23 protein-coding genes and 1 tRNA gene are annotated in these 23,207 nt (G+C 60.0%); 8 read left to right on the forward strand and 16 right to left on the reverse strand.

All coding sequences use genetic code 11. From position 1 onward, the window contains the following. Positions 1-26: 26 nt before the first annotated feature. A complete protein-coding gene (locus AB1E33_RS01455; protein WP_372575479.1) occupies positions 27-1,643 on the reverse strand; it encodes a L,D-transpeptidase family protein in 1,617 nt (538 codons plus the stop codon). A 357-nt stretch (positions 1,644-2,000) separates the two neighbouring features. Between AB1E33_RS01455 and mepK the strand changes: the two genes are divergently transcribed. Continuing rightward, complete coding sequence (gene mepK / locus AB1E33_RS01460; RefSeq protein ID WP_372575480.1) at positions 2,001-2,570, forward strand: peptidoglycan L,D-endopeptidase MepK; 570 nt, start codon at positions 2,001-2,003, stop codon at positions 2,568-2,570. Between the two features lie 171 nt (positions 2,571-2,741). Here the strand turns inward: mepK and AB1E33_RS01465 are convergent. The 12 genes from AB1E33_RS01465 to iscR all read right to left on the reverse strand — a co-directional run bounded on the left by AB1E33_RS01465 (position 2,742) and on the right by iscR (position 11,695). Continuing rightward, positions 2,742-2,818: transfer RNA gene (locus tag AB1E33_RS01465), tRNA-Arg, on the reverse strand. Between the two features lie 78 nt (positions 2,819-2,896). Next, positions 2,897-4,117 (reverse strand): cysteine desulfurase, encoded by a 1,221-nt coding sequence (locus tag AB1E33_RS01470; RefSeq protein ID WP_372575481.1) that lies wholly within the window; start codon positions 4,115-4,117, stop codon positions 2,897-2,899. After that, positions 4,110-4,703, reverse strand: coding sequence for a YIP1 family protein (locus tag AB1E33_RS01475; protein WP_372575482.1), 594 nt, complete (start codon positions 4,701-4,703; stop codon positions 4,110-4,112). The genes AB1E33_RS01470 and AB1E33_RS01475 overlap by 8 nt, the downstream gene beginning before the upstream one ends. Continuing rightward, positions 4,700-5,185 carry a YIP1 family protein gene (locus tag AB1E33_RS01480; protein ID WP_372575483.1) on the reverse strand — a complete coding sequence of 162 codons (486 nt, stop codon included), beginning with the start codon at positions 5,183-5,185 and terminating at the stop codon, positions 4,700-4,702. Before AB1E33_RS01480 ends, AB1E33_RS01475 begins: the two co-directional genes overlap by 4 nt. Positions 5,186-5,188: 3 nt before the next feature. Further along, positions 5,189-6,469, reverse strand: coding sequence for a Fe-S cluster assembly protein SufD (sufD, locus tag AB1E33_RS01485; protein ID WP_372575484.1), 1,281 nt, complete (start codon positions 6,467-6,469; stop codon positions 5,189-5,191). After that, the gene (gene sufC, locus AB1E33_RS01490) at positions 6,469-7,224 is read right to left on the reverse strand and encodes a Fe-S cluster assembly ATPase SufC (protein WP_372575485.1); all 756 of its coding nucleotides are present in this window, start codon (positions 7,222-7,224) and stop codon (positions 6,469-6,471) included. Before sufC ends, sufD begins: the two co-directional genes overlap by 1 nt. 19 nt (positions 7,225-7,243) lie before the next feature. Continuing rightward, positions 7,244-8,065 carry a polysaccharide pyruvyl transferase family protein gene (locus AB1E33_RS01495; protein ID WP_372575486.1) on the reverse strand — a complete coding sequence of 274 codons (822 nt, stop codon included), beginning with the start codon at positions 8,063-8,065 and terminating at the stop codon, positions 7,244-7,246. A gap of 3 nt (positions 8,066-8,068) precedes the next feature. Continuing rightward, positions 8,069-8,383, reverse strand: a complete 315-nt coding sequence (locus AB1E33_RS01500; RefSeq protein ID WP_372575949.1) for a heavy metal-binding domain-containing protein — start codon at positions 8,381-8,383, stop codon at positions 8,069-8,071. Positions 8,384-8,388: 5 nt separating this feature from the next. Beyond that, a complete protein-coding gene (locus AB1E33_RS01505) occupies positions 8,389-8,649 on the reverse strand; it encodes a hypothetical protein (RefSeq protein ID WP_372575487.1) in 261 nt (86 codons plus the stop codon). Positions 8,650-8,652: 3 nt separating this feature from the next. Continuing rightward, on the reverse strand, positions 8,653-10,176 hold the full coding sequence (sufB, locus tag AB1E33_RS01510) for a Fe-S cluster assembly protein SufB (protein ID WP_372575488.1): 1,524 nt from the start codon (positions 10,174-10,176) through the stop codon (positions 8,653-8,655). Positions 10,177-10,193: 17 nt separating this feature from the next. Beyond that, entirely contained in the window at positions 10,194-11,237 is a 1,044-nt protein-coding gene (locus AB1E33_RS01515) for a cysteine desulfurase family protein (protein WP_372575489.1), read from the reverse strand. Continuing rightward, entirely contained in the window at positions 11,234-11,695 is a 462-nt protein-coding gene (iscR, locus tag AB1E33_RS01520; protein WP_372575490.1) for a Fe-S cluster assembly transcriptional regulator IscR, read from the reverse strand. The genes AB1E33_RS01515 and iscR overlap by 4 nt, the downstream gene beginning before the upstream one ends. A 180-nt stretch (positions 11,696-11,875) precedes the next feature. Between iscR and AB1E33_RS01525 the strand changes: the two genes are divergently transcribed. The 7 genes from AB1E33_RS01525 (at position 11,876) to AB1E33_RS01555 (ending at position 19,260) form a co-directional block, all read left to right on the forward strand. After that, a complete protein-coding gene (locus AB1E33_RS01525; protein WP_372575491.1) occupies positions 11,876-12,529 on the forward strand; it encodes an alpha/beta hydrolase in 654 nt (217 codons plus the stop codon). Next, complete coding sequence (locus AB1E33_RS01530; RefSeq protein WP_372575492.1) at positions 12,529-12,780, forward strand: hypothetical protein; 252 nt, start codon at positions 12,529-12,531, stop codon at positions 12,778-12,780. The genes AB1E33_RS01525 and AB1E33_RS01530 overlap by 1 nt, the downstream gene beginning before the upstream one ends. Then, positions 12,777-13,925 (forward strand): HD domain-containing protein, encoded by a 1,149-nt coding sequence (locus AB1E33_RS01535; RefSeq protein ID WP_372575493.1) that lies wholly within the window; start codon positions 12,777-12,779, stop codon positions 13,923-13,925. Before AB1E33_RS01530 ends, AB1E33_RS01535 begins: the two co-directional genes overlap by 4 nt. 144 nt (positions 13,926-14,069) lie before the next feature. Beyond that, positions 14,070-15,284, forward strand: a complete 1,215-nt coding sequence (locus AB1E33_RS01540) for an NADP-dependent isocitrate dehydrogenase (RefSeq protein WP_372575494.1) — start codon at positions 14,070-14,072, stop codon at positions 15,282-15,284. A gap of 347 nt (positions 15,285-15,631) precedes the next feature. After that, the gene (locus AB1E33_RS01545; RefSeq protein WP_372575495.1) at positions 15,632-16,006 is read left to right on the forward strand and encodes a DMT family transporter; all 375 of its coding nucleotides are present in this window, start codon (positions 15,632-15,634) and stop codon (positions 16,004-16,006) included. A gap of 73 nt (positions 16,007-16,079) precedes the next feature. Next, entirely contained in the window at positions 16,080-17,897 is a 1,818-nt protein-coding gene (gene typA, locus AB1E33_RS01550) for a translational GTPase TypA (RefSeq protein WP_372575496.1), read from the forward strand. 214 nt (positions 17,898-18,111) lie between these two features. Next, positions 18,112-19,260 carry a hypothetical protein gene (locus AB1E33_RS01555; protein ID WP_372575497.1) on the forward strand — a complete coding sequence of 383 codons (1,149 nt, stop codon included), beginning with the start codon at positions 18,112-18,114 and terminating at the stop codon, positions 19,258-19,260. A 59-nt stretch (positions 19,261-19,319) separates the two neighbouring features. On the opposite strand, the gene AB1E33_RS01560 is transcribed toward AB1E33_RS01555, so the two are convergent. The 3 genes from AB1E33_RS01560 to alaS form a co-directional block, all read right to left on the reverse strand. Continuing rightward, entirely contained in the window at positions 19,320-19,922 is a 603-nt protein-coding gene (locus AB1E33_RS01560) for a transglutaminase-like cysteine peptidase (protein ID WP_372575498.1), read from the reverse strand. A gap of 193 nt (positions 19,923-20,115) precedes the next feature. Beyond that, positions 20,116-20,403: a DUF1330 domain-containing protein gene (locus tag AB1E33_RS01565; RefSeq protein WP_372575499.1), complete on the reverse strand. Its 288-nt coding sequence runs from the start codon at positions 20,401-20,403 to the stop codon at positions 20,116-20,118. Between the two features lie 4 nt (positions 20,404-20,407). Next, positions 20,408-23,083 (reverse strand): alanine--tRNA ligase, encoded by a 2,676-nt coding sequence (alaS, locus tag AB1E33_RS01570; protein WP_372575500.1) that lies wholly within the window; start codon positions 23,081-23,083, stop codon positions 20,408-20,410. Positions 23,084-23,207: the final 124 nt, after the last annotated feature.

The raw sequence follows: 23,207 nt of genomic DNA on the forward strand, positions 1-23,207 counted from the left end.
TCCGGCTGGTTCGGATGCCTTCGTGCTTAGCTCTGAACGCCGGAAAGAACCACCCCTGCCCGGTTCAGAGCTTCCCATATCTTGGTATCGCGACCATAGACATCGCGCCGGAACTGCGCCTTGCCATCCGCGCCGACATAGGCGGTTCGGTAGATCAGGTGAACGGGCACCTTCTGATCCAACTCGACCTTGGTTTCGCGCCCGGTATTCAGCATACGGTGGAAGTATGACTTGGGATTCTCTTCCTGTTTGGCCAGCAACGTGTAGGCAAAGTCAAAGGGCTGTGCCAAACGGATGCAACCATGCGAAAACGCACGGGATTCTCGGGCAAAAAGGCTCTTCTGCGGTGTATCGTGCAGATAGATGTTGTGTTTGTTCGGGAACATGAACTTGACCAGACCCAGCGCGTTCTTGGTGCTGGGCGGCTGCCGCATGGCAAAGGGGAAGTTGCGCCGGGAATATTGGGTGAAGTCCACCGCACCCCGGTTTACAACCCGGCCCCGGCGATCAGTGATCTCCAGATGCGAGACCGCATAGGGGTTGGCCTTGAGCTTGGGCAGGTATTCCTTGCCGATGATCGAGCGCGGCACATACCAGCTTGGGTTGATGACCATATGCTCCATCTCGTCGGAGAACTCGGGGCTCTGACGGTCATGGGTATTCTTGCCGATCACCGCGCGGGTCTCGAAGGTGATCCGCCCCTCATCAACGATCTTGGCCGAGAAATCGGTCTGATTGACCAGAACATGACGGGTGCCGCGTTCTTCGGGCAGCCAGCGTTCGCGTTCCAGCGCAACAATCACCGATTTCAGCCGGTCCGAAACCGAACGGTTGAGTTCCTCGATCGTGCCGGGTCCGGCGACGCCGTCCTGCTCAAGCCCATGCGCGGCCTGAAAACCCTGCACCGCCGATTGCATCGTGGTATCAAAACCACGCCCTGCGCTGGGACGCATATAACCCATGGCAACCAGCCGGTTGCGCAGCGCGATGACGCCCTGCCCTTCGCTGCCCAATTCAAGCTTGCCCGACGGCACACCTGCCCCCCAGCCGCCCTGCGCCAGCAACGCCTCGAGCTTGATCTTTTCTTTCTGCAGCGCCCGGTATTGCGGTGAGGCCGGTGCCAGCGAGCGCATATAGGCATTGGGTTCGGCCTGGATCAGCGCATTGAGCAGCGCGACCGGATCAGGCCGCTCGACCGTGCGCACCATGTACTCCGCATCTATGGAGGACGGGCGCAGGATGCCAGATTTAAGATCGCGCGCCAGTTTCAGGAAGGCCCGGCTCAGCGCCACCTCGACCTGCGCCAGATCCTGACGGGTCTGGGCCTGTGACATCTGTTCGACCAAAGCCGCCGTGTCATAGCGCCCCTGCGGCAGCCCATGCACATCGGTATTGCGCAACGCAGCGATCAGCGCTGTGCGGCGCGCCTGGAATGCGGCGCCGTCGCCTGTCCAGACCGGCTGATAGCCGTTTTCACGATAGAACGTGGCGAGATCCTCGCTGCCAAATGTTGCAGCGGCAACAGATTGCTTGAACGCCATCTCTTGCGCCGCGACAGGTGTCGTCAGCACGACGGCCAGACACGCTGCGCGGAAAACCGCTGACAGCGGTCTGGCTTGTTGACGCCGTTTCTCATGAGCCATGGGGAAGTTCCTTGAAAATCTTGTTAATCGCATCACTCGTCACTTCTTCTGTAATTTTCGGTAACAAAAGCGGAAAATGTCCACTCACAATCATAACATTGCGGCACAGTTTTTGCAGATGGTGCAGCGCTGCATCGCCACGCAGCGTTGCCCGAAGGCCACGTTTTTCAAAATAACACCCCTTAATGTTCCTTTGCGCAGAAAATCGCCGAAAATTCCCCCTAGTCTTTAATCAAAAAATTCCCCGCTTGGCCGACGAATCTCACTATGGCATAAGGTCACCACTTGGGGATGAATATTAAGAAAGCACCCGTAACATCGGGCGCAGGCAGGACTTAGTACGGGACGACGCAGTAAATGACTGACATTACATCGACGGGTCTGACCCGGCGCGCCCTATTGGGTGCGTTCGCAGCAAGCGCTGTTGCAGCAGCACCAACTTACTCCCAAGCCGCAGGTTTCCTGCGCGGAGGCGGCGACATCCGGCGCATCCGCATGTATTCCGGTCGCACAGGCGAACGGATCGACATGATATATTGGATCGACGGCGATTATATCAAGGACGCTGTCAAAGAAGTGAACCACTTCATGCGCGACTGGCGTACCGATCAGGTCAAATCCATCGACCTGCGCACCATCGACATCATGGCCGCCTCGCATAACCTCATGGATGTGAGCGAGCCATATATGCTCCTCTCCGGCTATCGCAGCCCCCAGACCAACGCGATGTTGCGCAGCCGGTCGCGAGGCGTTGCCAAGAACTCGCTTCACATGAAGGGCCAGGCGGCCGATCTGCGGCTCTCTTCGCGCTCCGTGGGCCAGATTGCACGCGCCGCACAATCCTGCCGCGCCGGTGGCGTCGGGCGCTATTCGCGTTCGAATTTCGTGCATATGGATTGTGGCGATGTGCGCAATTGGGGCCGCTGAAACCGTCCCTGTCCGAAAAGAACAGATGACCTACCCCCGCGGCCTTGCCCGGGGGTTTTTGTTGTTTTTGGCCCCGCGCGCCAAATCGCGCGATCTCGCAAACTGTGTCCGAAACAGTCAACACTGTGTTCGCACAAGCTTGTTTCAAGATCGCTTCTATTTGTCGAGTATTGGCGCACCTGAGAGGATTCGAACCTCTGGCCTCTGCCTTCGGAGGGCAGCGCTCTATCCAGCTGAGCTACAGGTGCCTGAGACGGGCTATAGGATATCACCCGGCGCGCTGCAATCGGAAATACCCGCGCGGCGAGGCTTTTTGCGCATGCGTCTCAGCCAAACAACTCGTGCGCCAGTTCCAGCGCATCGACCAGCGTGTCGACCTCTTCAGTGGTGTTATAGAGCCCAAAACTGGCGCGGCAGGTTGCGGTGACGCCGAGATGATCCATAAGCGGTCCGGCACAATGATGCCCGGCCCGTACGGCCACACCTTTCTTGTCGAGAATCGTCGAAATATCATGGGCATGCGCGGCACCGTTCAACGTAAAACTGAAGATTGCTGCCTTGTCGGGCCGCGTGCCCTGCAACTGCAGCCAGTTCAATCCTGTCAGCCGCTGATTGGCATAGTCGCGCAAGCCACCCTCATGCGCCGCGATCCTGTCCATGCCCAGATCCATCAGATAGTCCAGCGCCGCGCCCAGACCTATGATCTGCACTATGCCCGGTGTTCCGGCCTCGAACTTCATTGGCGGGTCGTTATAGGTGACCACCTCTTTGCTGACCTCGCGGATCATGTCGCCGCCGCCGATGAAAGGCCGCATCTCGGCCATCCGCTCGGACTTGATATAAATCGCGCCCGAGCCGGACGGGCCATAAAGCTTATGCCCGGTGATGGCATAAAAATCACAGCCGATATCGGCCACGTTCACCGGCATATGTACCGCCCCCTGGCTGCCATCGACCAGTACCGGCACGCCCTTGGCATGGGCGCCTTCGGTGATCGCCTTAACGTCGACAACCGTGCCCAGAACGTTCGAGCACTGGGTTACGGCAACCAGTTTGGTCTTAGGCCCGATCGCATCGATTACCGCTTGAGGATCAAGCGCGCCGGTGGCGTCCACATCAACCCATTTCAGCACCACGCCCTGCCGCTCGCGCAGAAAGTGCCAGGGCACGATATTGGCGTGGTGTTCCATCACCGACAGGACGATCTCGTCACCGGCCTCAAGCCGGGGCATTGCCCAGCCATAGGCGACCAGGTTGATCCCCTCGGTGGTGCCTGAGTTCAGCACGATCTCATCTTCGTTCGGCACACCCAGAAACCGCGCAATGGTGCCGCGCACCGCCTCATAATGCTCGGTCGCAAGGTTGGACAGGTAGTGCAGGCCCCGATGCACATTGGAGTACTCGTGGGAATAAGCGCGCGTCACCGCGTCAATCACCACCTGAGGCTTTTGCGCCGAGGCACCATTGTCCAGATAGGTCAGAGGCTTGCCATTCACTTCGCGGCTCAGGATCGGGAAATCCCCACGGATTTTCTGAACATCATACAAAGGTTGCACTCCCCACGATTGGTCCCCCCGCGAGGGACAGGAAGAAATATAGAACCACCGCCATTGCAATGATCGAAACCAGCAACAGTAGCACGGACTGCCCCAACGAATTGAGCCTGTGCGCCTGATCAATGAAATGAACCATGATGTAAAGACCGACCAAAGACCCGGCTATCCCGATCAGGGCTCCAAACACCGGGGCGACAAGCAACAGGATCAGCACCACAAGTTCAAGCACGAAGCGCAGGTATTGCAGCCAGATGATCAACACAAAGACATCATTGAACCGACCCGAGCCGCCCATCTTGGGACCGATAAACGACAAAACGGAGACAAAGAGAAGAATCGCACCGGTAAAGAACCCTGCATATGCCAAGGGTGGCAGGGCAAGAACCGGCAATTCTCCCGTCAGGTTCGAAAGCATCATGTCCGACAGAACCTGTGCGGCCGTGTTCAACACAACGGCCAGCGCAAAGGCGAGCCAGAGCACATTGCGCTCCAGCCGCAGGGCGAGAATGTCCTGCGCAGCCTGCGCCGGGTCCTTCAGCGTCAGGGTCGCCAGATTGCCCCACTCTGCCCGGTTCATTGCCCGCCCCTTTCGGCCTGCCGAAGACCGGCGACCCAGAACCAAAAAAACACTGCGATCCACACCATACCCACAAGATTCAACCCCGGTCCCGGTCCGATGAAGCCCGCAACCAGTCCCTGTAACAGCAGAACCGGAGTCGATGCCAGCAGCGACCAGAACAGCGCCAGACGCGCACCATACCATTCGCCCTTTCCGCCAACCAGCCGTGCCAGCAAATGGCTGAACGCGGCCAGAACGTAGAACAGAAGCGGTGCGATGATGAGCCAGCCCAGTAGCGCACCACCCAGCAGAATGTTCAACTCCTGACCGGTCAGATGCGCCTCGCGTGCCAGACGCGGCATCTGCGCGATGAAGACCAGCGCACAAGCGCCCATCAGGATGGCCAGCGCCCGGTCCTCGCGCTGACCCATGGCCAGCAGGCGTTGCATCACGCGGCCGGGGCCGCGATAGGTGGCGCTTATGTCCGAGGTGACCGACACGGCTCAGGCCCGGCGTGACAGCCAGCCATCCAGCCGGTCCACGATGTCCCCGGCCAACGCATCGTCTTCGATCTCTTCGACCGCTTCGGCAAGGAAGGCCAGCGTCAGAAGATCGGTCGCATCTTTCTCGGGTATTCCCCGCGAGCGCAGGTAAAACAGCGCCGTCTCGTCGATCGCCCCCGAGGTCGAGCCATGGGAACAGGCCACGTCATCGGCATAGATCTCCAGCTCGGGCTTGGCAAGGAATTGGCTGTCATCATCCAGCAGCAGGGACTGGCTGATCTGATAGCCATCCGTTTTCTGCGCGCCGGCCTTGACCAGAATCTTGCCCTGAAACACGCCGACTGCACCGTTGCGCAACACTTTCTTGAACACCTGACGGCTTTCGCAATTCACCGCGTCATGGGTGACGAAGACCGTATCGTCATGATGAAAATCGCCATCGCCGACGCAGGCGCCGGCCACATGGGCCACCGCATCGTCACCGGTCAGTTCGATCACCTGTTCGTTGCGGGTCAAGACGCCGTTCACGGTCAGAGTGAAGGACTTATAGACCGATTCCGTTCCCAACCGGGTGAACATATGCGTCACCGCCCGGCGCTTGTGGTCACGGCCCTGCGCGCGTACATGGTGCAATGCGCCGCCATCGGCGATGTCGATCTCCATGCATTTGTTGAAACGCGACGCGGCGGGACCGTTTTCCAGAATGGTGGCCTCGGCCCCCTCCTCGACCCGCACGACATGGTGAAGGTTCGCGTCGGAAGTATCTGATTTATGTCGATAAATCAGGCTTATCGGCTTGGACACCTTCTGTGTGATATGGATCGCCACGCCATCGGTGGCAAAGGCCGTGTTCAGCGCGGCCAAAGGGCGCGGGACAGGTGCATGCCCACGCGCCTCAAGCACGCCATACAGGTCCTTGGCCCAGTGAATATCCTTGCAGCAGATATCTTCGAGCCGATCGATACGCACGCCCTCCAGTTCCAGATCGTCGGAAAGCTCGGGGGCGAACACCCCATCGACAAACACGATCTTCAACCGGTCCACCCCGTCAAAGAGCGGTTTTTCGTCATTTTCGAACACCGCCGCTGGCACGGCGACCGGCTGCACCAGCGTATCGGGGCGGGTGTATTTCCAGTACTCGTCGCGCCGCGATGGCAGGCCCATCTCGCGCACGCGGGCCAAGGCCGCTTCGCGTGCCGGACGGGTGCATCCGGGTTCGGGCAATTCCATTGCGCTCAGGCGCGCCTCGGTTGCCGATTGTGTCTGTTCGGGTAACGCCATCACTGCACCTCGGCCAGAATGTCGCCATAGCCGTTATGTTCGACCTCAAGCGCCAGCTCCGGCCCGCCGGATTTGACGATGCGGCCATCGGCCATGATATGAACAACGTCAGGTTTGATATGGTCCAGAAGCCGTTGATAATGCGTGATAACAAGGAACCCACGCCCCTCGTCGCGCAGCGCGTTCACGCCGTCGGCAACCAGTTTCATCGCATCCACATCCAGACCGCTATCGGTCTCGTCCAGGATGCACATCTTGGGCTCCAGCATCGCCATCTGCAGGATCTCGTTACGCTTCTTCTCACCACCCGAGAAGCCCACATTGACCGGGCGTTTCAGCATGTCGGCGTCGATCTTCAGCGCCTTGGCACACGCGCGCACCTGCTTGAGGAAATCGCTGGCGCTCAGTTCCTCTTCGCCGCGCGCCTTGCGCTGGGCATTCACCGCGGTACGCAGGAAGGTCATGTTGCCCACGCCGGGGATCTCGACTGGGTATTGGAACGCCAGGAACACGCCCAATGCAGCACGCTCTTCGGGCTCAAGCTCCAGCAGGTCCTCGCCATCCAGCGTGGCGCTGCCTTCGCTCACCTCATAGCCATCGCGACCCGACAGAACATAGCTGAGCGTCGACTTACCAGAGCCGTTCGGACCCATGATCGCATGCACCTTGCCCGCCTCGACCGTCAGGTCGACGCCTTTGAGGATCTGCTTTTCCTCTTCTTCAAGTTTCACATGCAGGTTCTTGATTTCCAGCATTTTATCCTCGTTTCTTGTCTCAGGCCCGCGCTATCGCGCCGGCGGTATCCGGAGTGGCGCGGAACTGCGCCGGGAAGGTTTCAATCAGGTCCTGCTGTGCCCGTTCAATGCCATCGGCATAACTCAGCCCATGGTCGTCGCGCAGGGTCCGCAACAGGGCGGGAATATCGTCAGCCAGCACCGGGTTGGTCATCGGACGCCCAACCGAGGCAGCATAGTCGTGGTATTTCAGATGCGATTGCTTGCCCGGTGCCAGCCAGGTCGAGGCAACACCAAAACAATCCGCCAGGATCAGCCCATGCAAGCTGGCCGAGATCACATGCGCCGAGGAGGCAATACGACGGCAGACTTCAAGCGGGTCCGCGTCGGGCAGGATCACATCCAGCGCCGGGTCGGACTGGATCAGATGCTCGAACGCGGTCGTGCCGACCATGCTGTGATGCGGGATCAGCGTCACGTGGTCCTGCCGCTCAAACGGACCCTCGACCAAAAGATGCGCCAACAGCCCGGGATCACCAAACCTGCGGGTTCGAACGCCCAACAGCGCAGCGCTCACAGGTCCGCGCAGCAGGGCGACATCGACATTTGCAACAAAGTCGCGCGGGATCGCCCGCAACAGGCCCGCGCCCCAGATCACCGGGCGGTGCCCGTCTTTGGGTTCCGCGTAATGCTTCTGCATCACTTGCAGGAGCGAGCCAAGTGCCAGCATCTCGCACCGACCTGCACCGCTATGAGCGATCACATGGTCGGTCAGTGACCCGACAATCAACGGTGACAGGGCATCGCCGAAATTCGGCTCTCCCTTCCACCAGAAAAGATTGATCGTTTCAACGGGTTGCATGATTTAGCCCAGCACCACCGCGGTTCCGCTGGCCGAGACCATCAGCATCGACTGGCCCACGACCTCATAATCCAGATCAACGCCGACAACGGCGTTTGCTCCCTTTTCATTTGCGCGCTCTTCCAACTCACGCAGCGCCGTGTCACGGGCATCCTGAAGCTTGCTCTCATACGCGCCCGAGCGCCCACCGACGATATCGGTGATCGAGGCAAAGACATCGCGCACGACATTCGCCCCCATGATGGCTTCGCCCACGACGATGCCCTTGTAGTCAGTGATCTTGCGACCTTCGACGGATGGAGTGGTGGTGATGATCATTTTGTTCAATACCCCAATATCTTGCGGAGCTGCGATGAACTGAATGCGAAGAGCAGCAGCAACGGAAAGCCAAATACCAAAGCGCTCATCAAGCCCGCAACTGGTCCATTTCGGATAAAGGCCGAAATGACGATAACCATGAAGATGGCAGCTAGCGGAACGATCAACTTTCGAAACAACCAAAGGAACGTGACCGCACGTGCGCCCTCTTTTGCATTGTATTCTAAGACTTCCGCTTCTTGCCTTGCCTGGCTTGGTTTCGACATCGGTTATCCGACGCTCCCCTCCAACGAAATCGCCACCAGCTGCTGGGCCTCCATGGCGAACTCCATCGGCAGGGCCTGCAACACATCCTTGCAGAAGCCGTTGACCACCAGCGCCACCGCCTCTTCCTCGTCCATGCCGCGCTGGCGGCAGTAGAAGAGCTGGTCGTCATCCACCTTGGACGTGGTCGCCTCATGCTCGACCCGGGCCGAGTTGTTCTTGACCTCGATGTAGGGCACCGTATGCGCCCCGCATCTGTCGCCGATCAGCAGCGAGTCACACTGGGTATAGTTGCGCCCGTTCTTGGCCTTGGGATGCATCGAGACCAGCCCGCGATAGGTGTTCTGCGCCTTGCCCGCGCTGATGCCTTTCGAGACGATGCGGCTTTTGGTGTTTTTGCCCAGATGGATCATCTTGGTGCCGGTATCGGCCTGCTGCATGTTGTTGGCGATGGCGATGGAGTAGAACTCGCCCTGGCTGTCATCGCCACGCAGGATGCACGAGGGGTATTTCCACGTCACCGCAGAGCCGGTTTCCACTTGCGTCCACATCACCTTGGCCCGGTCACCCCGGCAATCGGCACGTTTGGTCACGAAGTTATAGATCCCGCCCTTGCCGTTCTCATCGCCCGGATACCAGTTCTGGACGGTGGAGTATTTCACCTCGGCATCTTCTTCGATGATGATCTCAACCACCGCCGCATGCAGCTGCGCGATGTCGCGCGCGGGTGCGGTGCAACCTTCGAGGTAGGACACATAAGAGCCCTTGTCGGCAATGATCAGCGTGCGTTCGAACTGGCCGGTGTTTTCGGCGTTGATGCGGAAATAGGTGCTGAGCTCCATCGGGCAGCGCACGCCCGGCGGCACGTAGACAAAAGAGCCGTCCGAGAATACGGCAGAGTTCAGCGTAGCATAGAAATTGTCGCTGACAGGAACCACGGTCCCGAGATATTTCTTCACCAGTTCCGGGTGCTCACGGATCGCCTCGGAGATCGAGCAGAAGATCACGCCTGCCTTTTTCAGCTCTTCCTGAAAAGTCGTGCCGACCGAGACGCTGTCGAACACCGCGTCCACGGCCACCTTGCGGCCCTCGGCCGGGGCATCTTCGGCGCCTTCGACGCCTGCCAGAATCATCTGTTCTTTCAGAGGGATACCGAGCTTTTCGTATGTGGCCAGAAGCTTTGGATCGACCTCATCCAGTGATTTCGGCTTCACCTCCATCGATTTGGGGCGGGCATAGTAATACTGATCCTGAAAGTCGATCTCGGGATAATCGACCATCGCCCAGGTCGGCTCTTTCTTGGTCAGCCAGCGCTCATAGGCTTCCAGCCGCCAGGTGGTCATCCACTCGGGTTCTTCGTTCTTTTCAGAGATCAGCCGCACAATATCGGGGGTCAGGCCCTTGGGCGCATACTCCATCTCGATATCGGTTTCCCAGCCGTATTTATAGGCACCACCGACCTCGCGCACCGCGTCGACGGTTTCCTGATCGACGCCTTCCTTGACCTGAACCTGGTCCAATGCGGCCATTTTTCTTCCTCCGTCACTCACGCGGCACGCGCGCGGTACTTCTTTTCTTTGTTCAACCACGCCTCTGAGAAACGCAGCACATCCTGTTCCGTCGTCTCGGGCCCCAGCGAGACCCGCACCGCCGATGAGGCAACCGCCTCGTCATATCCCATCGCGGTCAGTACCGCACTGGCGCGCACTTTGCCACTGGAACAGGCCGAGCCCGCACTGATCGCAAACCCCGCCAGGTCCATCTGCATGACCTGCGTTTCACCCTTCCAGCCGGGTGTCGCAAAGCAGGACGTATTCGGGAGGCGGCGCGCATCTTTCCCGACAAAAATAGTCTCGTTTGCAGCAGCCTCAAGAGCGATTTCTAGAATATTTCTAATTTCCGCAACTCGGTCCCAGACACCCGACGCCAAGTCCCGCGCCGCCGCTTCAGCCGCGGCCCCGAAGCCCACTATTCCAATGACATTTTCCGTACCGGACCTGCGCCCCATCTCTTGGCCGCCGCCGCGAATCTGCGCCCCGAGTTCGGTGCCGCGCCGCAGAACCAACGCACCAGTGCCCTTCGGGCCGCCCAGTTTATGCGCCGAGATCAACGCCATTTGCGCGCCACTCCAGTTGAAGGCCACCGGCAGCTTGCCAAATGCCTGCGTCGCATCGGTTACCGCCAGCCCGTCGGGCAGGTCCTGCACGATACCGGTTTCCGAATTGGCCATCTGCAGAGTACTTGCGGCCGGATCCAGCACCGCGACACGGCCTGCCCGGTCAACACTCAGACTCTCATCAGCCCAGGCCCGCACGGCGTCATGTTCGACGCCCGACCCGGCCAGATCCCGCCCCGCCAGCGCAAGCGCCGCGCCCTCGGTCGCACCGGAAGTAAAAACCACATCCGCCCCGTCCGCGCCAAAGGCCGAAGCCACCTGTTCCCGCGCCTTTTCGACAAGCGCCTTAGCCGCCCGCCCCTCCGCATGGACCGAAGAGGGATTGCCCGCCACATCCATCGCCGCGATCATCGCCGCCCGCGCCTCGGGGCACAGCGGGGTTGTTGCGTTATGATCCAGGTAAATGCGGCTCATTCCGAATCCACGACATCAAACAGGTGCGGCACCGCCGGGCAAGGGGCCAGATCGTTCTTGATCACATCCGACAGCCGGGTCTGGTGCAGGAACACATAGACATGCGCACTCAGGCTTTCCCACAGGCGGTTGGTCAGCGACTGTGCACGGCTGCCAGATGCCCCGCCCGAGGCACCGGCCCCCTTGTGCATCGCATCCACCGTTTCATCGACGGCCGCCAGTATCTCGACAATGCGGATTTCGGAGGCGGGCCGCGCCAGACGGTAGCCGCCACCGGGGCCGCGAACCGACGACACCAGCTCTGCCCGGCGCAGCTTCACAAAAAGCTGTTCGAGATAGGGCAGCGAGATATCCTGACGGCCGGAAATCTCGCCCAGCGTCACCAGTGTTTCTTCGGGTTGCAGCGCCATATCTGCCAGCGCCACCATCGCATAACGCCCTTTGGTCGAAAGTTTCATGCGATCGGCCTCATCTCACTTGCCTCGGGGACATCATTGACGTTTCCGCTGCCAATGCGTATCTCGCATGGGCGCGCAGGATACGCGGCACCAGAAATTAGAACCGTTCTAAGGTAGTTGAGAAATACCGTCAAGAATTTCTTGGACCACCGCCCGACGACAGACAGGACCGACGCACAGATGCCCGAGGTGATATTTCCCGGCCCCGAAGGCCGGCTGGAAGGCCGCTACCACCCGCAAAAGGAAAAAGACGCACCAATTGCCATTGTGTTGCATCCTCATCCGCAATTTGGCGGGACGATGAACAACAAGGTTGTCTACAACCTGCATTATGCCTTCTACAACATGGGCTTTACCGTGCTGCGGTTCAATTTCCGTGGCGTCGGGCGCAGTCAGGGCGAATATGATCAGGGCATCGGCGAGCTCAGCGATGCGGCCTCGGCGCTGGATTATCTTCAGTCGATGAACAACAACTCCAAGCATTGCTGGGTTGCCGGGTTCTCGTTCGGTGCCTGGATCGGCATGCAGCTACTGATGCGCCGCCCCGAGATCACCGGTTTCATCTCGGTCTCGCCGCCCGCGAACATGTATGATTTCTCGTTCTTGGCGCCCTGCCCGTCTTCGGGTCTGATCATCAACGGCACTTCTGACCGCGTGGCCCCACCCAGCGACACTCGGACGCTGGTGGAAAAACTGCACGAGCAGAAGGGCATCACCATCACCCACCAGCAGGTCGAAAGTGCCGATCACTTCTTCCAGGGCGAGCATATGGACACGCTGACCGGCTCTGTCACCGACTATGTGAAACGCCGCCTGACGGAGACCACCCGCTGATGAGCTCTACCCTCGAGACACTAGCCGCCAAGCTGGCCGAGGATACGGTGAACATCATGGACGAATCCGGCGAAGATCGCCTGTTCGTCGAAATCGGAACGGTTCTGGGCGCGGCCTCGCAAACGCTGGAAGAGGCGTATCTGACCGAGGTGCGCGTGCGGCTGGCCGAAAAGAAAGCGCGCGATTTCCTGAACAAGCGGATCGTGCAGCTACGGGCTAGGAAAAAGGCCGAAACGCCGCAGGCGCAATGACCGAGCGGCTGTCCGCTCAGATTGCCTTCCTGAAAGAGGCCGACAAGCTCAAGCGGGTGAACCGCGCCAATCTGCTACTGGACCTGTCACGCCCCGAAAACGCTGCAGAGCATTGCTGGCATCTGGCACTTTATGCGCTGGTTTTTGCGCCACTGGCGAATCCGGATGTGTCGATCGCCCGGGTGATCCGGATGCTTCTGCTGCATGATCTGGTCGAGATCGAGGTCGGCGATCATCCCATTCACGAAGATCATGACTGGGCCGCGATTGCCGCAGCCGAAGAGCGTGCGGCAGAGCGGCTTTTTGGGATGCTGCCAGCGGACCAAGTGCCGCAATTTCTGGATCTGTGGCGCGCGTTCGAGGCCGAGGCCTGTCCGGATGCCCGATTTGCCAAGCAGTTAGACCGGTGCCAGCCGATCTTTCAAGTACTCTGCGCACAAAGCCCGGTGCCCGCACATGTCCAAATCGTCCGGGATAACCTGTCCACCGGGCGCGCTGCGCCTATGCGCGAAGATTTTCCGCAGGCCTATCACCATGCTCTGTCGCTTCTGGGCGAGGCAACACAGCGAGACACGCAGGAGGTGGCGCGGCGCCTGGCTTTCCTCTGTGAGGCGGACCGGTTGAAATCGGTCTATCGCGCCTCGCGCCTGCTCGACGATTCGCGGCGCGAAAATTCGGCCGAACATTCCTGGCATGCCATGCTCTATGCTTGGGTTCTGGCCGACCATGCCGCGCCCGGTGTGCAGATCGACCGCGTGCTCAGTATGCTGATGTTGCATGACATTGTAGAGATTGACGCGGGCGACGCGCCCATTCACGGGCAATCCGACCCGACCCTGATGGCCGCCAAGGAAGACGCTGCGGCAGGGCGTCTGTTCGGATTGTTGCCACCAGATCAAACTCGTGAATTCAATGCCTTATGGCGCGAATTTGAAGCGGCGGACACGTCAGATGCGGTCTTTGCAAAGGCCATCGATCGGCTCCACCCACCGATCGCCAATCTGCAAAATGGCGGCGGCAGCTGGGTTGAGTATGACGTCACAATGGAGCAACTGGACCAGCGTGTCGGCGTGCCGGTTCAGAAGGGCGCGCCAGATGTCTGGGCTTGGCTGCGCCCGCAGGTGCGCTCTGCCTTGTCCCGCTGATGGACGCAACCCTGCTTTCGCCTGTCTCGTGAGGTTGCAACCAGCGTCACATATTTAATGCATACCGTAGTATACCATCTATTCATGCCAACAAAATTCCGCTACACCCGCCCCACGGGATGATGACAAAGGACCTGCTTTCTCATGACCAAGATCAAGGTGGAAAACCCCATCGTCGAGATGGATGGCGACGAGATGACCCGCATCATGTGGCAGTTCATCAAGGACAAGCTGATCCTGCCCTATCTGGATATCGACCTGCTCTATTACGATCTGGGCATCGAAGAACGCGACCGAACTGAGGATCAGATCACCATCGATGCTGCCGAAAAGACCAAAGAGGTTGGTGTGGCGGTCAAATGTGCCACCATCACGCCGGATGAGGCGCGGGTCGAAGAATTCGGCCTCAAGCAGATGTGGCGCAGCCCCAATGGCACGATCCGAAACATCCTGGGTGGCGTGGTATTTCGCCAGCCGATCATCTGCCGCAACGTGCCGCGCCTTGTTCCGGGCTGGACAAAACCGATCGTAATCGGGCGCCATGCTTTTGGCGACCAGTACAAGGCCACCGACATGAAATTTCCCGGCCCCGGCAAGCTGACGATGAAATTCGTCGGTGACGACGGCACCGAGATCGAGCGCGTGGTATTCGATGCGCCCTCATCGGGCGTGTTCATGTCGATGTATAACCTCGACGCTTCGATCTACGATTTCGCCCGCGCCTCGCTCAACTACGGGCTGGAGATCGGCTGGCCCGTTTACCTGTCAACCAAGAACACTATCCTCAAGCAATATGACGGACGGTTTCTTGAGATTTTTCAAGAGGTTTACGAGCAGGAGTTCGAGGAGAAGTTCAAGGAAAAGGACATCTGGTACGAACACCGCCTGATCGACGACATGGTCGCCTGCTGCATGAAGTGGAATGGCGGGTTTGTCTGGGCCTGCAAGAACTATGACGGGGACGTTCAATCGGACACGGTTGCACAGGGCTTTGGCTCATTGGGTCTGATGACCTCGCAACTGATGACGCCGGATGGCAAGATCGTCGAGGCCGAGGCCGCCCATGGCACCGTCACCCGCCACTATCGCCAGCATCAGGCCGGTGAGCAGACCTCGACCAATTCCATCGCGTCGATCTACGCTTGGACCGGCGGGTTGAAACATCGCGCCAAACTCGATGGCAATGACGCGTTGATGGATTTTGCTACAACATTGGAAAAAGTGATCGTCGATACGGTGGAAAGCGGGTTCATGACCAAGGATCTCGCCCTGCTGGTCGGCCCGGATCAGGGCTGGCTCACCACAATGGGGTTTTTGGAAAAGATCGACGAAAATCTGGGCAAGGCGCTAGCGGGGTAAATGCACTGCACTTATGAAAAAGAAAGGAGCCACTAAGGCTCCCCTCTTCCATCGCTCAGGGTTTAACAGGGCCATCACTCTCTGCCCCCGTTTCCGTATCGAACCGTGATCCTGCCTCTGGCTGACTTGTCATCCATCCCAGAAACGCCAACACGCCAGCCACCAACACGATCACCTTCGTAAACCCAGTCATAGCGACCACCACTAATTAAAACGAACCATTGCAACATCTTCAATATAAGTACCCTTTTGAGACTTTCGTAGTCCGGTTTCCCTGACCTTTTTGCGCCGCAACGCAGCACATGCGCGAATTTCTCGTGCCGCCCCTTGCCGTAACTCGAAATTCCATGCACCAGAGAATCGGTGAACAGGACCGGAGACCCACCTTGGCAAAGATCTATTTCATCCTGCTGCTCGCAGTCCTCGCCGAGACGATCGGGACAACGGCGCTGCAGGCCAGCCACCAGTTCTCGCGTTTCTGGCCCTCGGTCATCGTGGTGGTGGGCTACGGGATGGCCTTCTATCTGCTGTCACTAACGCTGCGGGTCATGCCGGTTGGCATCGTCTATGCGATCTGGTCGGGACTGGGCATTCTGCTGATCGCGCTCATCGGCTTTGTCGCCTTCGGTCAGCGGCTGGACTGGCCCGCGCTGCTGGGATTGGCGCTGATCATCGCAGGAATTCTCGTCATTCACCTGTTTTCGGCCTCTTCGGGCCATTGAACCTGCTTTTTGCTGGAACTTGCGGCGCTGCCACGCTATGGCGCGCGCAACCTCCCCATTTAAGGCAAGTTTCATGGACCTGCGTAACATCGCAATCATCGCCCACGTGGACCACGGCAAAACGACGCTGGTCGACGGGCTGCTCAAGCAATCCGGAGCGTTCCGCGAAAATCAGTCCGTGGCCGAGCGGGCGCTTGACAGCAACGACCTCGAGCGTGAACGCGGCATCACCATTCTGGCCAAGGCCACCTCGGTCGAGTGGAAAGGCACACGGATCAACATCGTCGACACCCCGGGCCACGCCGATTTCGGCGGCGAGGTCGAACGCATTCTGTCGATGGTCGACGGTGTTGTCCTGCTGGTCGATGCAGCCGAAGGGCCGATGCCGCAGACCAAGTTTGTGACCTCCAAGGCGCTAGCGCTGGGCCTGCGCCCGATTGTGGTGCTGAACAAGGTCGACAAACCCGATGCCGAGCCTGACCGGGCGCTGGACGAATGTTTCGATCTCTTCGCCAATCTGGGTGCTGATGACGATCAGTTGGATTTCCCCGCCATGTATGCCTCAGGTCGTTCGGGCTGGGCAGATATGGAATTGGACGGACCGCGTCAGGACCTGACCGCGTTGTTCGACCTCGTCGTCGATCACGTGCCCGCCCCCGCGCAGGTCGCGCATCGGGAGGAGCCTTTTCGCATGCTCGCCACCACACTGGGCAGCGATCCCTTTATCGGCCGCATTCTGACGGGGCGCGTTGAAAGCGGCACGCTGAAAGCGGGCGAGACCATCAAGGCACTCAGCCGCGACGGCAGCCAGATCGAAAGCTTCCGCGCGACCAAGATCCTGGCCTTCCGTGGTCTTGGCCAACAGACCATCGACCAGGCCGAAGCGGGCGATATCGTCACGCTTGCCGGTATGAGCAAGGCCACCGTCGCCGACTCGCTGGTCGCCCCCAGCGTGACCGAGGCCCTGCCCGCCCAACCCATCGACCCGCCAACCATCTCGGTCACTTTCGGGATCAACGATTCACCGCTGGCGGGCCGCGATGGCAAGAAGGTGCAATCCCGCGTGATTCGCGACCGGCTGATGAAAGAGGCCGAATCAAACGTCGCGATCAAGGTCAGCGACACGCCCGGCGGCGAAGCCTTCGAGGTTGCGGGCCGTGGCGAATTGCAAATGGGCGTTCTGATCGAGAACATGCGCCGTGAAGGGTTCGAACTCAGCATCTCGCGCCCGCAGGTGCTGCTGCGAGAAGAAGACGGCCAACGCCTTGAACCGATCGAAGAGGTCACCATCGACGTCGATGACGAATATTCTGGTGCGGTGATCGAAAAGATCACCGGAACCCGTAAAGGTGAGTTGACCGAGATGAAACCGGCGGGTGCAGGCAAAACACGTATCATCGCCCATGTGCCCTCGCGCGGGCTGATAGGTTATCACGGCGAGTTCCTGACCGACACCCGCGGCACTGGCGTTCTGAACCGGGTGTTCCATGGCTGGGCACCGCATAAGGGCGCGATCCCGGGCCGCCGTGCAGGCGTACTGATCTCGATGGAGAAAGGTCAGTCCGTGGCATATGCGCTGTGGAACCTCGAAGAGCGTGGCCGCATGTTCATCGGCCCTCAAGCCGAAATTTATCAAGGCATGGTCATCGGCGAGCACAGCCGCGACAACGATCTGGAAGTGAACCCGCTCAAGGGCAAAAAGCTGACCAATGTGCGGGCCAGCGGCTCAGACGACGCGGTGCGGCTGACCCCGCACATTAACTTCTCGCTGGAAGAGGCGATTGCCTATATCGACGATGATGAACTGGTCGAGGTCACGCCCAACGCGATCCGACTGCGCAAACGTTTCCTCGATCCGCATGAACGCAAGCGGATGGCAAAAAGCGCCTGACACCGGTTACCATCGACGCAATCGAGCCGCAGAGCGACCATCCTCGCTCTGCGGCTTTTTTTGTGCTGCCAACGCAGAAAAGACCGGGCGGTATGAAGAAAAAACAATCTCTGCCATGCCTGCGCTTAATTCCGGTGACGCAGGATCAGGTCAGCACGGGATGCAGGTCAGAACTGATCCGCAGTCCCAGGACATGATAATTCGGAGATGAAAGATGAACGTGAAGACACGTATGCTCTCGCTGGCGATGACCTGCACGGCAATGACCTTTGTGGGGGGTACCGCGTTTGCGGCGACGGAACGCTGCACCGTGAACACGGCGCGCCAATCGGTCTCGACCGAGACCCTGTGTTCGTGTGGCGTGGTACAGGACAGAATGTTGCGTTACCTGCAGCGGCGGTCGGATTTTGAAGACATCCTCGCGCGCACGTCGCAATCCTGCCCCGCCTTTGCTGCGGTGCTGACCGACTACCCGACAGCCTCGATTGGATCGGGCCTCTTTGGCCGTGGCGAAGACAGGGACGGCAGAAGCGGTGGGAATTCCGGTAATTTTGGGAATACGGGAAACGACCAAATTGCTGACGGTGGCAATGGCAGCGGTGGAGGCGGCAATAGCGGTGGCGGCAACAGCGGCGGCGGCAACAGCGGTGGCGGCAACAGCGGTGGCGGCAACAGCGGCGGCGGCAACAGCGGTGGTGGCAACAGCGGTGGTGGCAACAGCGGTGGCGGCAACAGTGGCGGCGGCAACAGCGGTAGCGGCAACAGCGGTGGCGGCAACAGCGGCGGCGGCAACAGCGGTGGTGGCAACAGCGGTGGTGGCAACAGCGGTGGCGGCAACAGTGGCGGCGGCAACAGCGGTGGTGGCAACAGCGGTGGCGGCAACAGCGGCGGCGGCAACAGCGGTGGTGGCAACAGCGGTGGTGGCAACAGCGGCGGCGGCAACAGTGGCGGCGGCAACAGCGGTAGCGGCAACAGCGGTGGTGGCAACAGCGGTGGCGGCAACGGCGGTGGCGGCAACGACGGTGGTGGCAACAGCGGTAGCGGCAACAGCGGTGGCGGCAACGACGGTGGTGGCAACAGCGGTGGCAATACCGGTGGACCCGGAAACGGCAACGGAAACGACGGCAATTCTGGAAACGGTGGCGGCAACAATAATGGAGACGGGCCCGGTTCCGGAAATGGAGGCAACAATAACGGCCAAGGTGGCGGGTCGGGCAATGGCGGAGGCGGTCACGGCAATGGTGGTGACAAAGGCGGCCACGGCAAGGGCGGCGGTAAAGGTGGTGACAAAGGTGGACATGGTAAAGGTGGTGACAAAGGTGGACATGGCAAAGGTGGAGGCAAAGGCGGCAAGAACCGCTGACGCCTCACACTTCCGGATCACTGGTCACGACCCAAAAGGCGCGCCCCTGGCGCGCCTTTTCACGCCTTGTTCTGAACTCCGACCCAGTTATGTGGCCGACGCGGATCCTGCATGCGCAAAAAAATGTAGCCCGTTGCCTGCCAGGGCCTGATCCGATTCGTCAGGTTGTCGAGCACCATATCGCCTTGTGCTGACCGGTAGACCAGCACCGCATGAGCGTTGCGCTTGCGGTCGAGCACCGTTGCCAACAGCAGCTTTCGCGGGTCGAGCCCGATGCGGATCAGGTCACGCTTTTTCAAAAGGGCGAAATCTTCGCAATCGCCACCCAACCGGGTCGGCAGCGCCCATTTCTCTTCAAGGTTATATTGCCGCCGGTCTGCCACATCGCGCGTGGCCGCGTTGACCTGCTGGTTGACCCTTTGCACCAGTTCATATTCGCGCGCCGCGCCAAAGCGCTGGCCCAGTGTGGCGGCGCAGGCCCAGGCATAGGTCCGGCACAGGTTGCTGGCGCCGCTTGGGGCCGGGAAATCTGTGGACAGCGTCAGAAAGCGCGGATCAGCGGCACCGGCGCTGCTCACCATCATCTGAGCGCAAGCAATCACGTAAGCCAGAACCCACATCCTGATGCGCATATTGCCCATGCTGCGTCTTGCTCGGCTCACTTTCCCTGCTCCTCTTCTGTCCGATTAAAACGGCTGAAACCCACTGCTCAAGCAGAGATTTCATTTCAGAGGAGGGTCGGCGGAAATCCGTACAATCTTAGGGCGAGCGAAGGGCTCTTGGTGGCCCTAAGATTAAAGCCACACATGAAGGTCATCGGGCGAAAACCCGCCCGATGATTAAGATTGTCTCGCTTCAGTCGGTGGTTTCGACCACCAGTAACTCGCGCTCGGACGCGCCGCGCGCATGATCCAGCGCGGTCTGGTATTCGGGCGAGTTGTAACAGGCCACTGCCGCCTCGACCGAGGGAAAACGCGCAATCACATTGCGGGGACGTTCCTTGCCTTCAAGCTGAACGTAACGCCCGGCACGGGCAATGAATTCCCCGCCGTGTTTGGCCAGCGCGGGGCCCGCAAGCTCGGCATATTTGCCGTAAGCTTCCGCGTCGGTCACCGTCACATGTGCAATCCAGAGTGCAGCCATTTTCTCAACCTCCCAATACGGCCTCAGCGGCCTTGATCGCCGCGTCGGCATTTGCCGCGTCCTTGCCGCCGCCCTGCGCCATGTCGGGGCGACCACCGCCGCCCTTGCCGCCCAGTTCAGCCACCGCCGCGCGCACCAGATCAACCGCCGAGACCTGACCGGTCATATCCTCAGTCACGCCCGCCGCCACAGCGGCCTTGCCACCGGCATCGGCGATCAACAGCACCGCGCCCGAGCCGATCCGCGCCTTGTGTTCATCGATAAGCGCTGGCAGATCCTTGCCCGACACGCCGCTGAGCGTCTGGGCCAGGAAACTCACGCCATTCACGTCGCGCGCCTCGGCCCCCGCGCCACCCTGCCCGGCCCCGCCGGCCATAGCGAGATCGCGGCGCAGTTGCGCCACCTCACCCTGCAGTGCCTTGCGCTCATCCATCAGCGCCCTGACACGCGCCACCGTCTCGCCTGACTGCGCCTTGAGCAGGCCCGAAACTTCGGCCAGATGCCTGGCCTCCTGCGACAGATGCTGGAAGGCCGCGTCGCCGGTCAGCGCCTCGATCCGGCGCACGCCGGCGGAGGAGGCGCTATCGCCCAGCAATACAAACGTGCCGATATCGCCGGTCTGCTTCACATGGGTGCCACCGCACAGCTCGATCGAATAGGTCATGCCATCATGGCCCTTGCCGGTCTGGGCCCGGCCCATCGAGACAACGCGCACCTCATCGCCATATTTCTCGCCGAAAAGCGCCTGCGCCCCGATTTCGCGCGCATCGTCGGGCGTCATGATCCGGGTTTCGACCGCCGAGTTCTGCCGAATATAGGTGTTCACATCCGAGGCAACCTTGCTCAACTCCGCATCCGTCAAAGCCTTGGCATGGCTGAAATCAAAGCGCAGCCGATCGGCGGCATTCAACGACCCGCGCTGTGCCACGTGATCGCCCAGCGATCCGCGCAGTGCCTCATGCAGCAGATGCGTGGCGGAGTGATTGGCCCGTATCGCCGAGCGACGCGCGTGATCGACCTCCAACTCTACCGCGTCGCCCATGCTGAATGCACCCTGTTCGATCCGAACCTTGTGGGCATAGACCTTGCCTTCGGCGAATTTCCTGGTGTCCTCGACCAAAGCCGTTTCATCCAAGTTCTCCAGCCGCCGGATCACGCCGGAATCACCGACCTGACCACCGGCCTCGCCATAGAACGGCGTTTGGTTCACCACGATCCAGCCCTCGCCGCCCGCGTCGATCCGATCGACCACAGCGCCGTCCTGAACCAGTCCGACGATCTGGCCTTCGACTTTTTCGCTGTCATAGCCGAGGAAATCTGTGGCCGCGTTCTGGTCCAGCAGATCGAACCAGACCGCGTTATCGGCGGCCTCACCCGACCCGGCCCATGCGGCGCGCGCCTTGGCCTTTTGCGCCGCCATCGCGCTGTCGAAGCCGTCGGTATCAACTGCCCGACCCTGACCGCGCAGCGCGTCCTGGGTCAGATCCAGCGGGAATCCATAAGTGTCATACAGCTTGAACGCCGCATCGCCGGGAAACGGCGCGTCATCGTCCAGTATCGCCAATTCGTCATCAAGCAATTTCAGGCCACGATCCAGCGTCTGTTTGAACCGGGTTTCCTCGGACAGCAGCGTTTCCTCGATCATTGGCTGCGCCCGACCCAACTCGGGGTATGCCGCGCCCATCTGCTGCACCAGCGTGGGTACCAGCCGGTACATGACCGGGTCCTTTTCGCCCAGCAGATGCGCGTGCCGCATCGCCCGGCGCATGATCCGGCGCAACACGTAACCGCGCCCGTCATTGCTGGGCATAACGCCGTCAGCGATCAGAAACGAGGTCGAGCGCAGGTGATCCGCGATCACCCGGTGGTGCACATTCTTGTCGCCATACGGATCGACATGGGTGACCTCGGCCGAGGCCTCGATCAGCGATTTGAACAAATCGGTATCGTAATTGTCATAGCTGCCCTGCAACAGCGCACCGATCCGTTCCAGCCCCATGCCGGTATCGATCGACTGCATGTCGAGTGCCTTCATCGAGCCGTCTTCGAACTGTTCGTTCTGCATGAAGACGATGTTCCAGATCTCAATAAACCGGTCGCCATCTTCCTCGGCACTGCCCGGAGGGCCGCCCCAGATATGATCGCCATGGTCGTAGAAAATCTCGGTACAGGGTCCGCAAGGGCCAGTCGGGCCCATCTGCCAGAAATTGTCGCTGGTATCGATGCGGATGATCCGGTCTTCGGGCACGCCGACTTTTTTCCAGATATCGAATGCCTCGTCATCGGTATGAAAGACCGTGGTCAGCAGGCGTTTGGGGTCGATATCGAACTCTTTGGTGATCAGGTTCCAGGCAAAGGGGATTGCCTCGGTCTTGAAGTAATCGCCAAAGCTGAAATTGCCCAGCATCTCGAAAAACGTATGGTGGCGGGCAGTGTAGCCCACATTGTCGAGATCGTTGTGCTTGCCACCGGCGCGGACGCATTTCTGCGCTGTTGTCGCGCGCTGGTAATCGCGGTGCTCGACCCCGGTGAACAGGTTCTTGAACTGCACCATGCCGGAGTTGACGAACATCAATGTCGGGTCATTGCGCGGCACCAGGGGGCTGGAGTCCACGACCTCGTGCCCGTTTTTGGCAAAGTAATTCAAAAAGGTGGATCGGATATCGTTCAGCGTGGGCATCGGGCTCTCTCGGGCGCAATCGGAAGGGTTCGGATCGGTTTAGCCCTGCCTCGGGCGATAGTCCACAGGTGCTGCGGCCTGAAACCAAACAGGGCGCCCTCCCGGACGCCCCATTCGCTGCATT

The organism is Ruegeria hyattellae (assembly GCF_041537925.1).
Taxonomy (GTDB): domain Bacteria; phylum Pseudomonadota; class Alphaproteobacteria; order Rhodobacterales; family Rhodobacteraceae; genus Ruegeria_C.

What these genes read in the sequence shown, in the direction of transcription:
- AB1E33_RS01455 (WP_372575479.1), bottom strand. Translation starts at nt 1,643, where the DNA reads ATGGCTCATGAGAAACGGCGTCAACAAGCCAGACCGCTGTCAGCGGTT.
- mepK (WP_372575480.1), top strand. Translation starts at nt 2,001, where the DNA reads ATGACTGACATTACATCGACGGGTCTGACCCGGCGCGCCCTATTGGGT.
- AB1E33_RS01475 (WP_372575482.1), bottom strand. Translation starts at nt 4,703, where the DNA reads ATGAACCGGGCAGAGTGGGGCAATCTGGCGACCCTGACGCTGAAGGAC.
- sufD (WP_372575484.1), bottom strand. Translation starts at nt 6,469, where the DNA reads ATGGCGTTACCCGAACAGACACAATCGGCAACCGAGGCGCGCCTGAGC.
- sufC (WP_372575485.1), bottom strand. Translation starts at nt 7,224, where the DNA reads ATGCTGGAAATCAAGAACCTGCATGTGAAACTTGAAGAAGAGGAAAAG.
- AB1E33_RS01495 (WP_372575486.1), bottom strand. Translation starts at nt 8,065, where the DNA reads ATGCAACCCGTTGAAACGATCAATCTTTTCTGGTGGAAGGGAGAGCCG.
- AB1E33_RS01500 (WP_372575949.1), bottom strand. Translation starts at nt 8,383, where the DNA reads ATGATCATCACCACCACTCCATCCGTCGAAGGTCGCAAGATCACTGAC.
- AB1E33_RS01505 (WP_372575487.1), bottom strand. Translation starts at nt 8,649, where the DNA reads ATGTCGAAACCAAGCCAGGCAAGGCAAGAAGCGGAAGTCTTAGAATAC.
- sufB (WP_372575488.1), bottom strand. Translation starts at nt 10,176, where the DNA reads ATGGCCGCATTGGACCAGGTTCAGGTCAAGGAAGGCGTCGATCAGGAA.
- AB1E33_RS01515 (WP_372575489.1), bottom strand. Translation starts at nt 11,237, where the DNA reads ATGAGCCGCATTTACCTGGATCATAACGCAACAACCCCGCTGTGCCCC.
- iscR (WP_372575490.1), bottom strand. Translation starts at nt 11,695, where the DNA reads ATGAAACTTTCGACCAAAGGGCGTTATGCGATGGTGGCGCTGGCAGAT.
- AB1E33_RS01525 (WP_372575491.1), top strand. Translation starts at nt 11,876, where the DNA reads ATGCCCGAGGTGATATTTCCCGGCCCCGAAGGCCGGCTGGAAGGCCGC.
- AB1E33_RS01530 (WP_372575492.1), top strand. Translation starts at nt 12,529, where the DNA reads ATGAGCTCTACCCTCGAGACACTAGCCGCCAAGCTGGCCGAGGATACG.
- AB1E33_RS01535 (WP_372575493.1), top strand. Translation starts at nt 12,777, where the DNA reads ATGACCGAGCGGCTGTCCGCTCAGATTGCCTTCCTGAAAGAGGCCGAC.
- AB1E33_RS01540 (WP_372575494.1), top strand. Translation starts at nt 14,070, where the DNA reads ATGACCAAGATCAAGGTGGAAAACCCCATCGTCGAGATGGATGGCGAC.
- AB1E33_RS01545 (WP_372575495.1), top strand. Translation starts at nt 15,632, where the DNA reads ATGCACCAGAGAATCGGTGAACAGGACCGGAGACCCACCTTGGCAAAG.
- typA (WP_372575496.1), top strand. Translation starts at nt 16,080, where the DNA reads ATGGACCTGCGTAACATCGCAATCATCGCCCACGTGGACCACGGCAAA.
- AB1E33_RS01555 (WP_372575497.1), top strand. Translation starts at nt 18,112, where the DNA reads ATGAACGTGAAGACACGTATGCTCTCGCTGGCGATGACCTGCACGGCA.
- AB1E33_RS01565 (WP_372575499.1), bottom strand. Translation starts at nt 20,403, where the DNA reads ATGGCTGCACTCTGGATTGCACATGTGACGGTGACCGACGCGGAAGCT.
- alaS (WP_372575500.1), bottom strand. Translation starts at nt 23,083, where the DNA reads ATGCCCACGCTGAACGATATCCGATCCACCTTTTTGAATTACTTTGCC.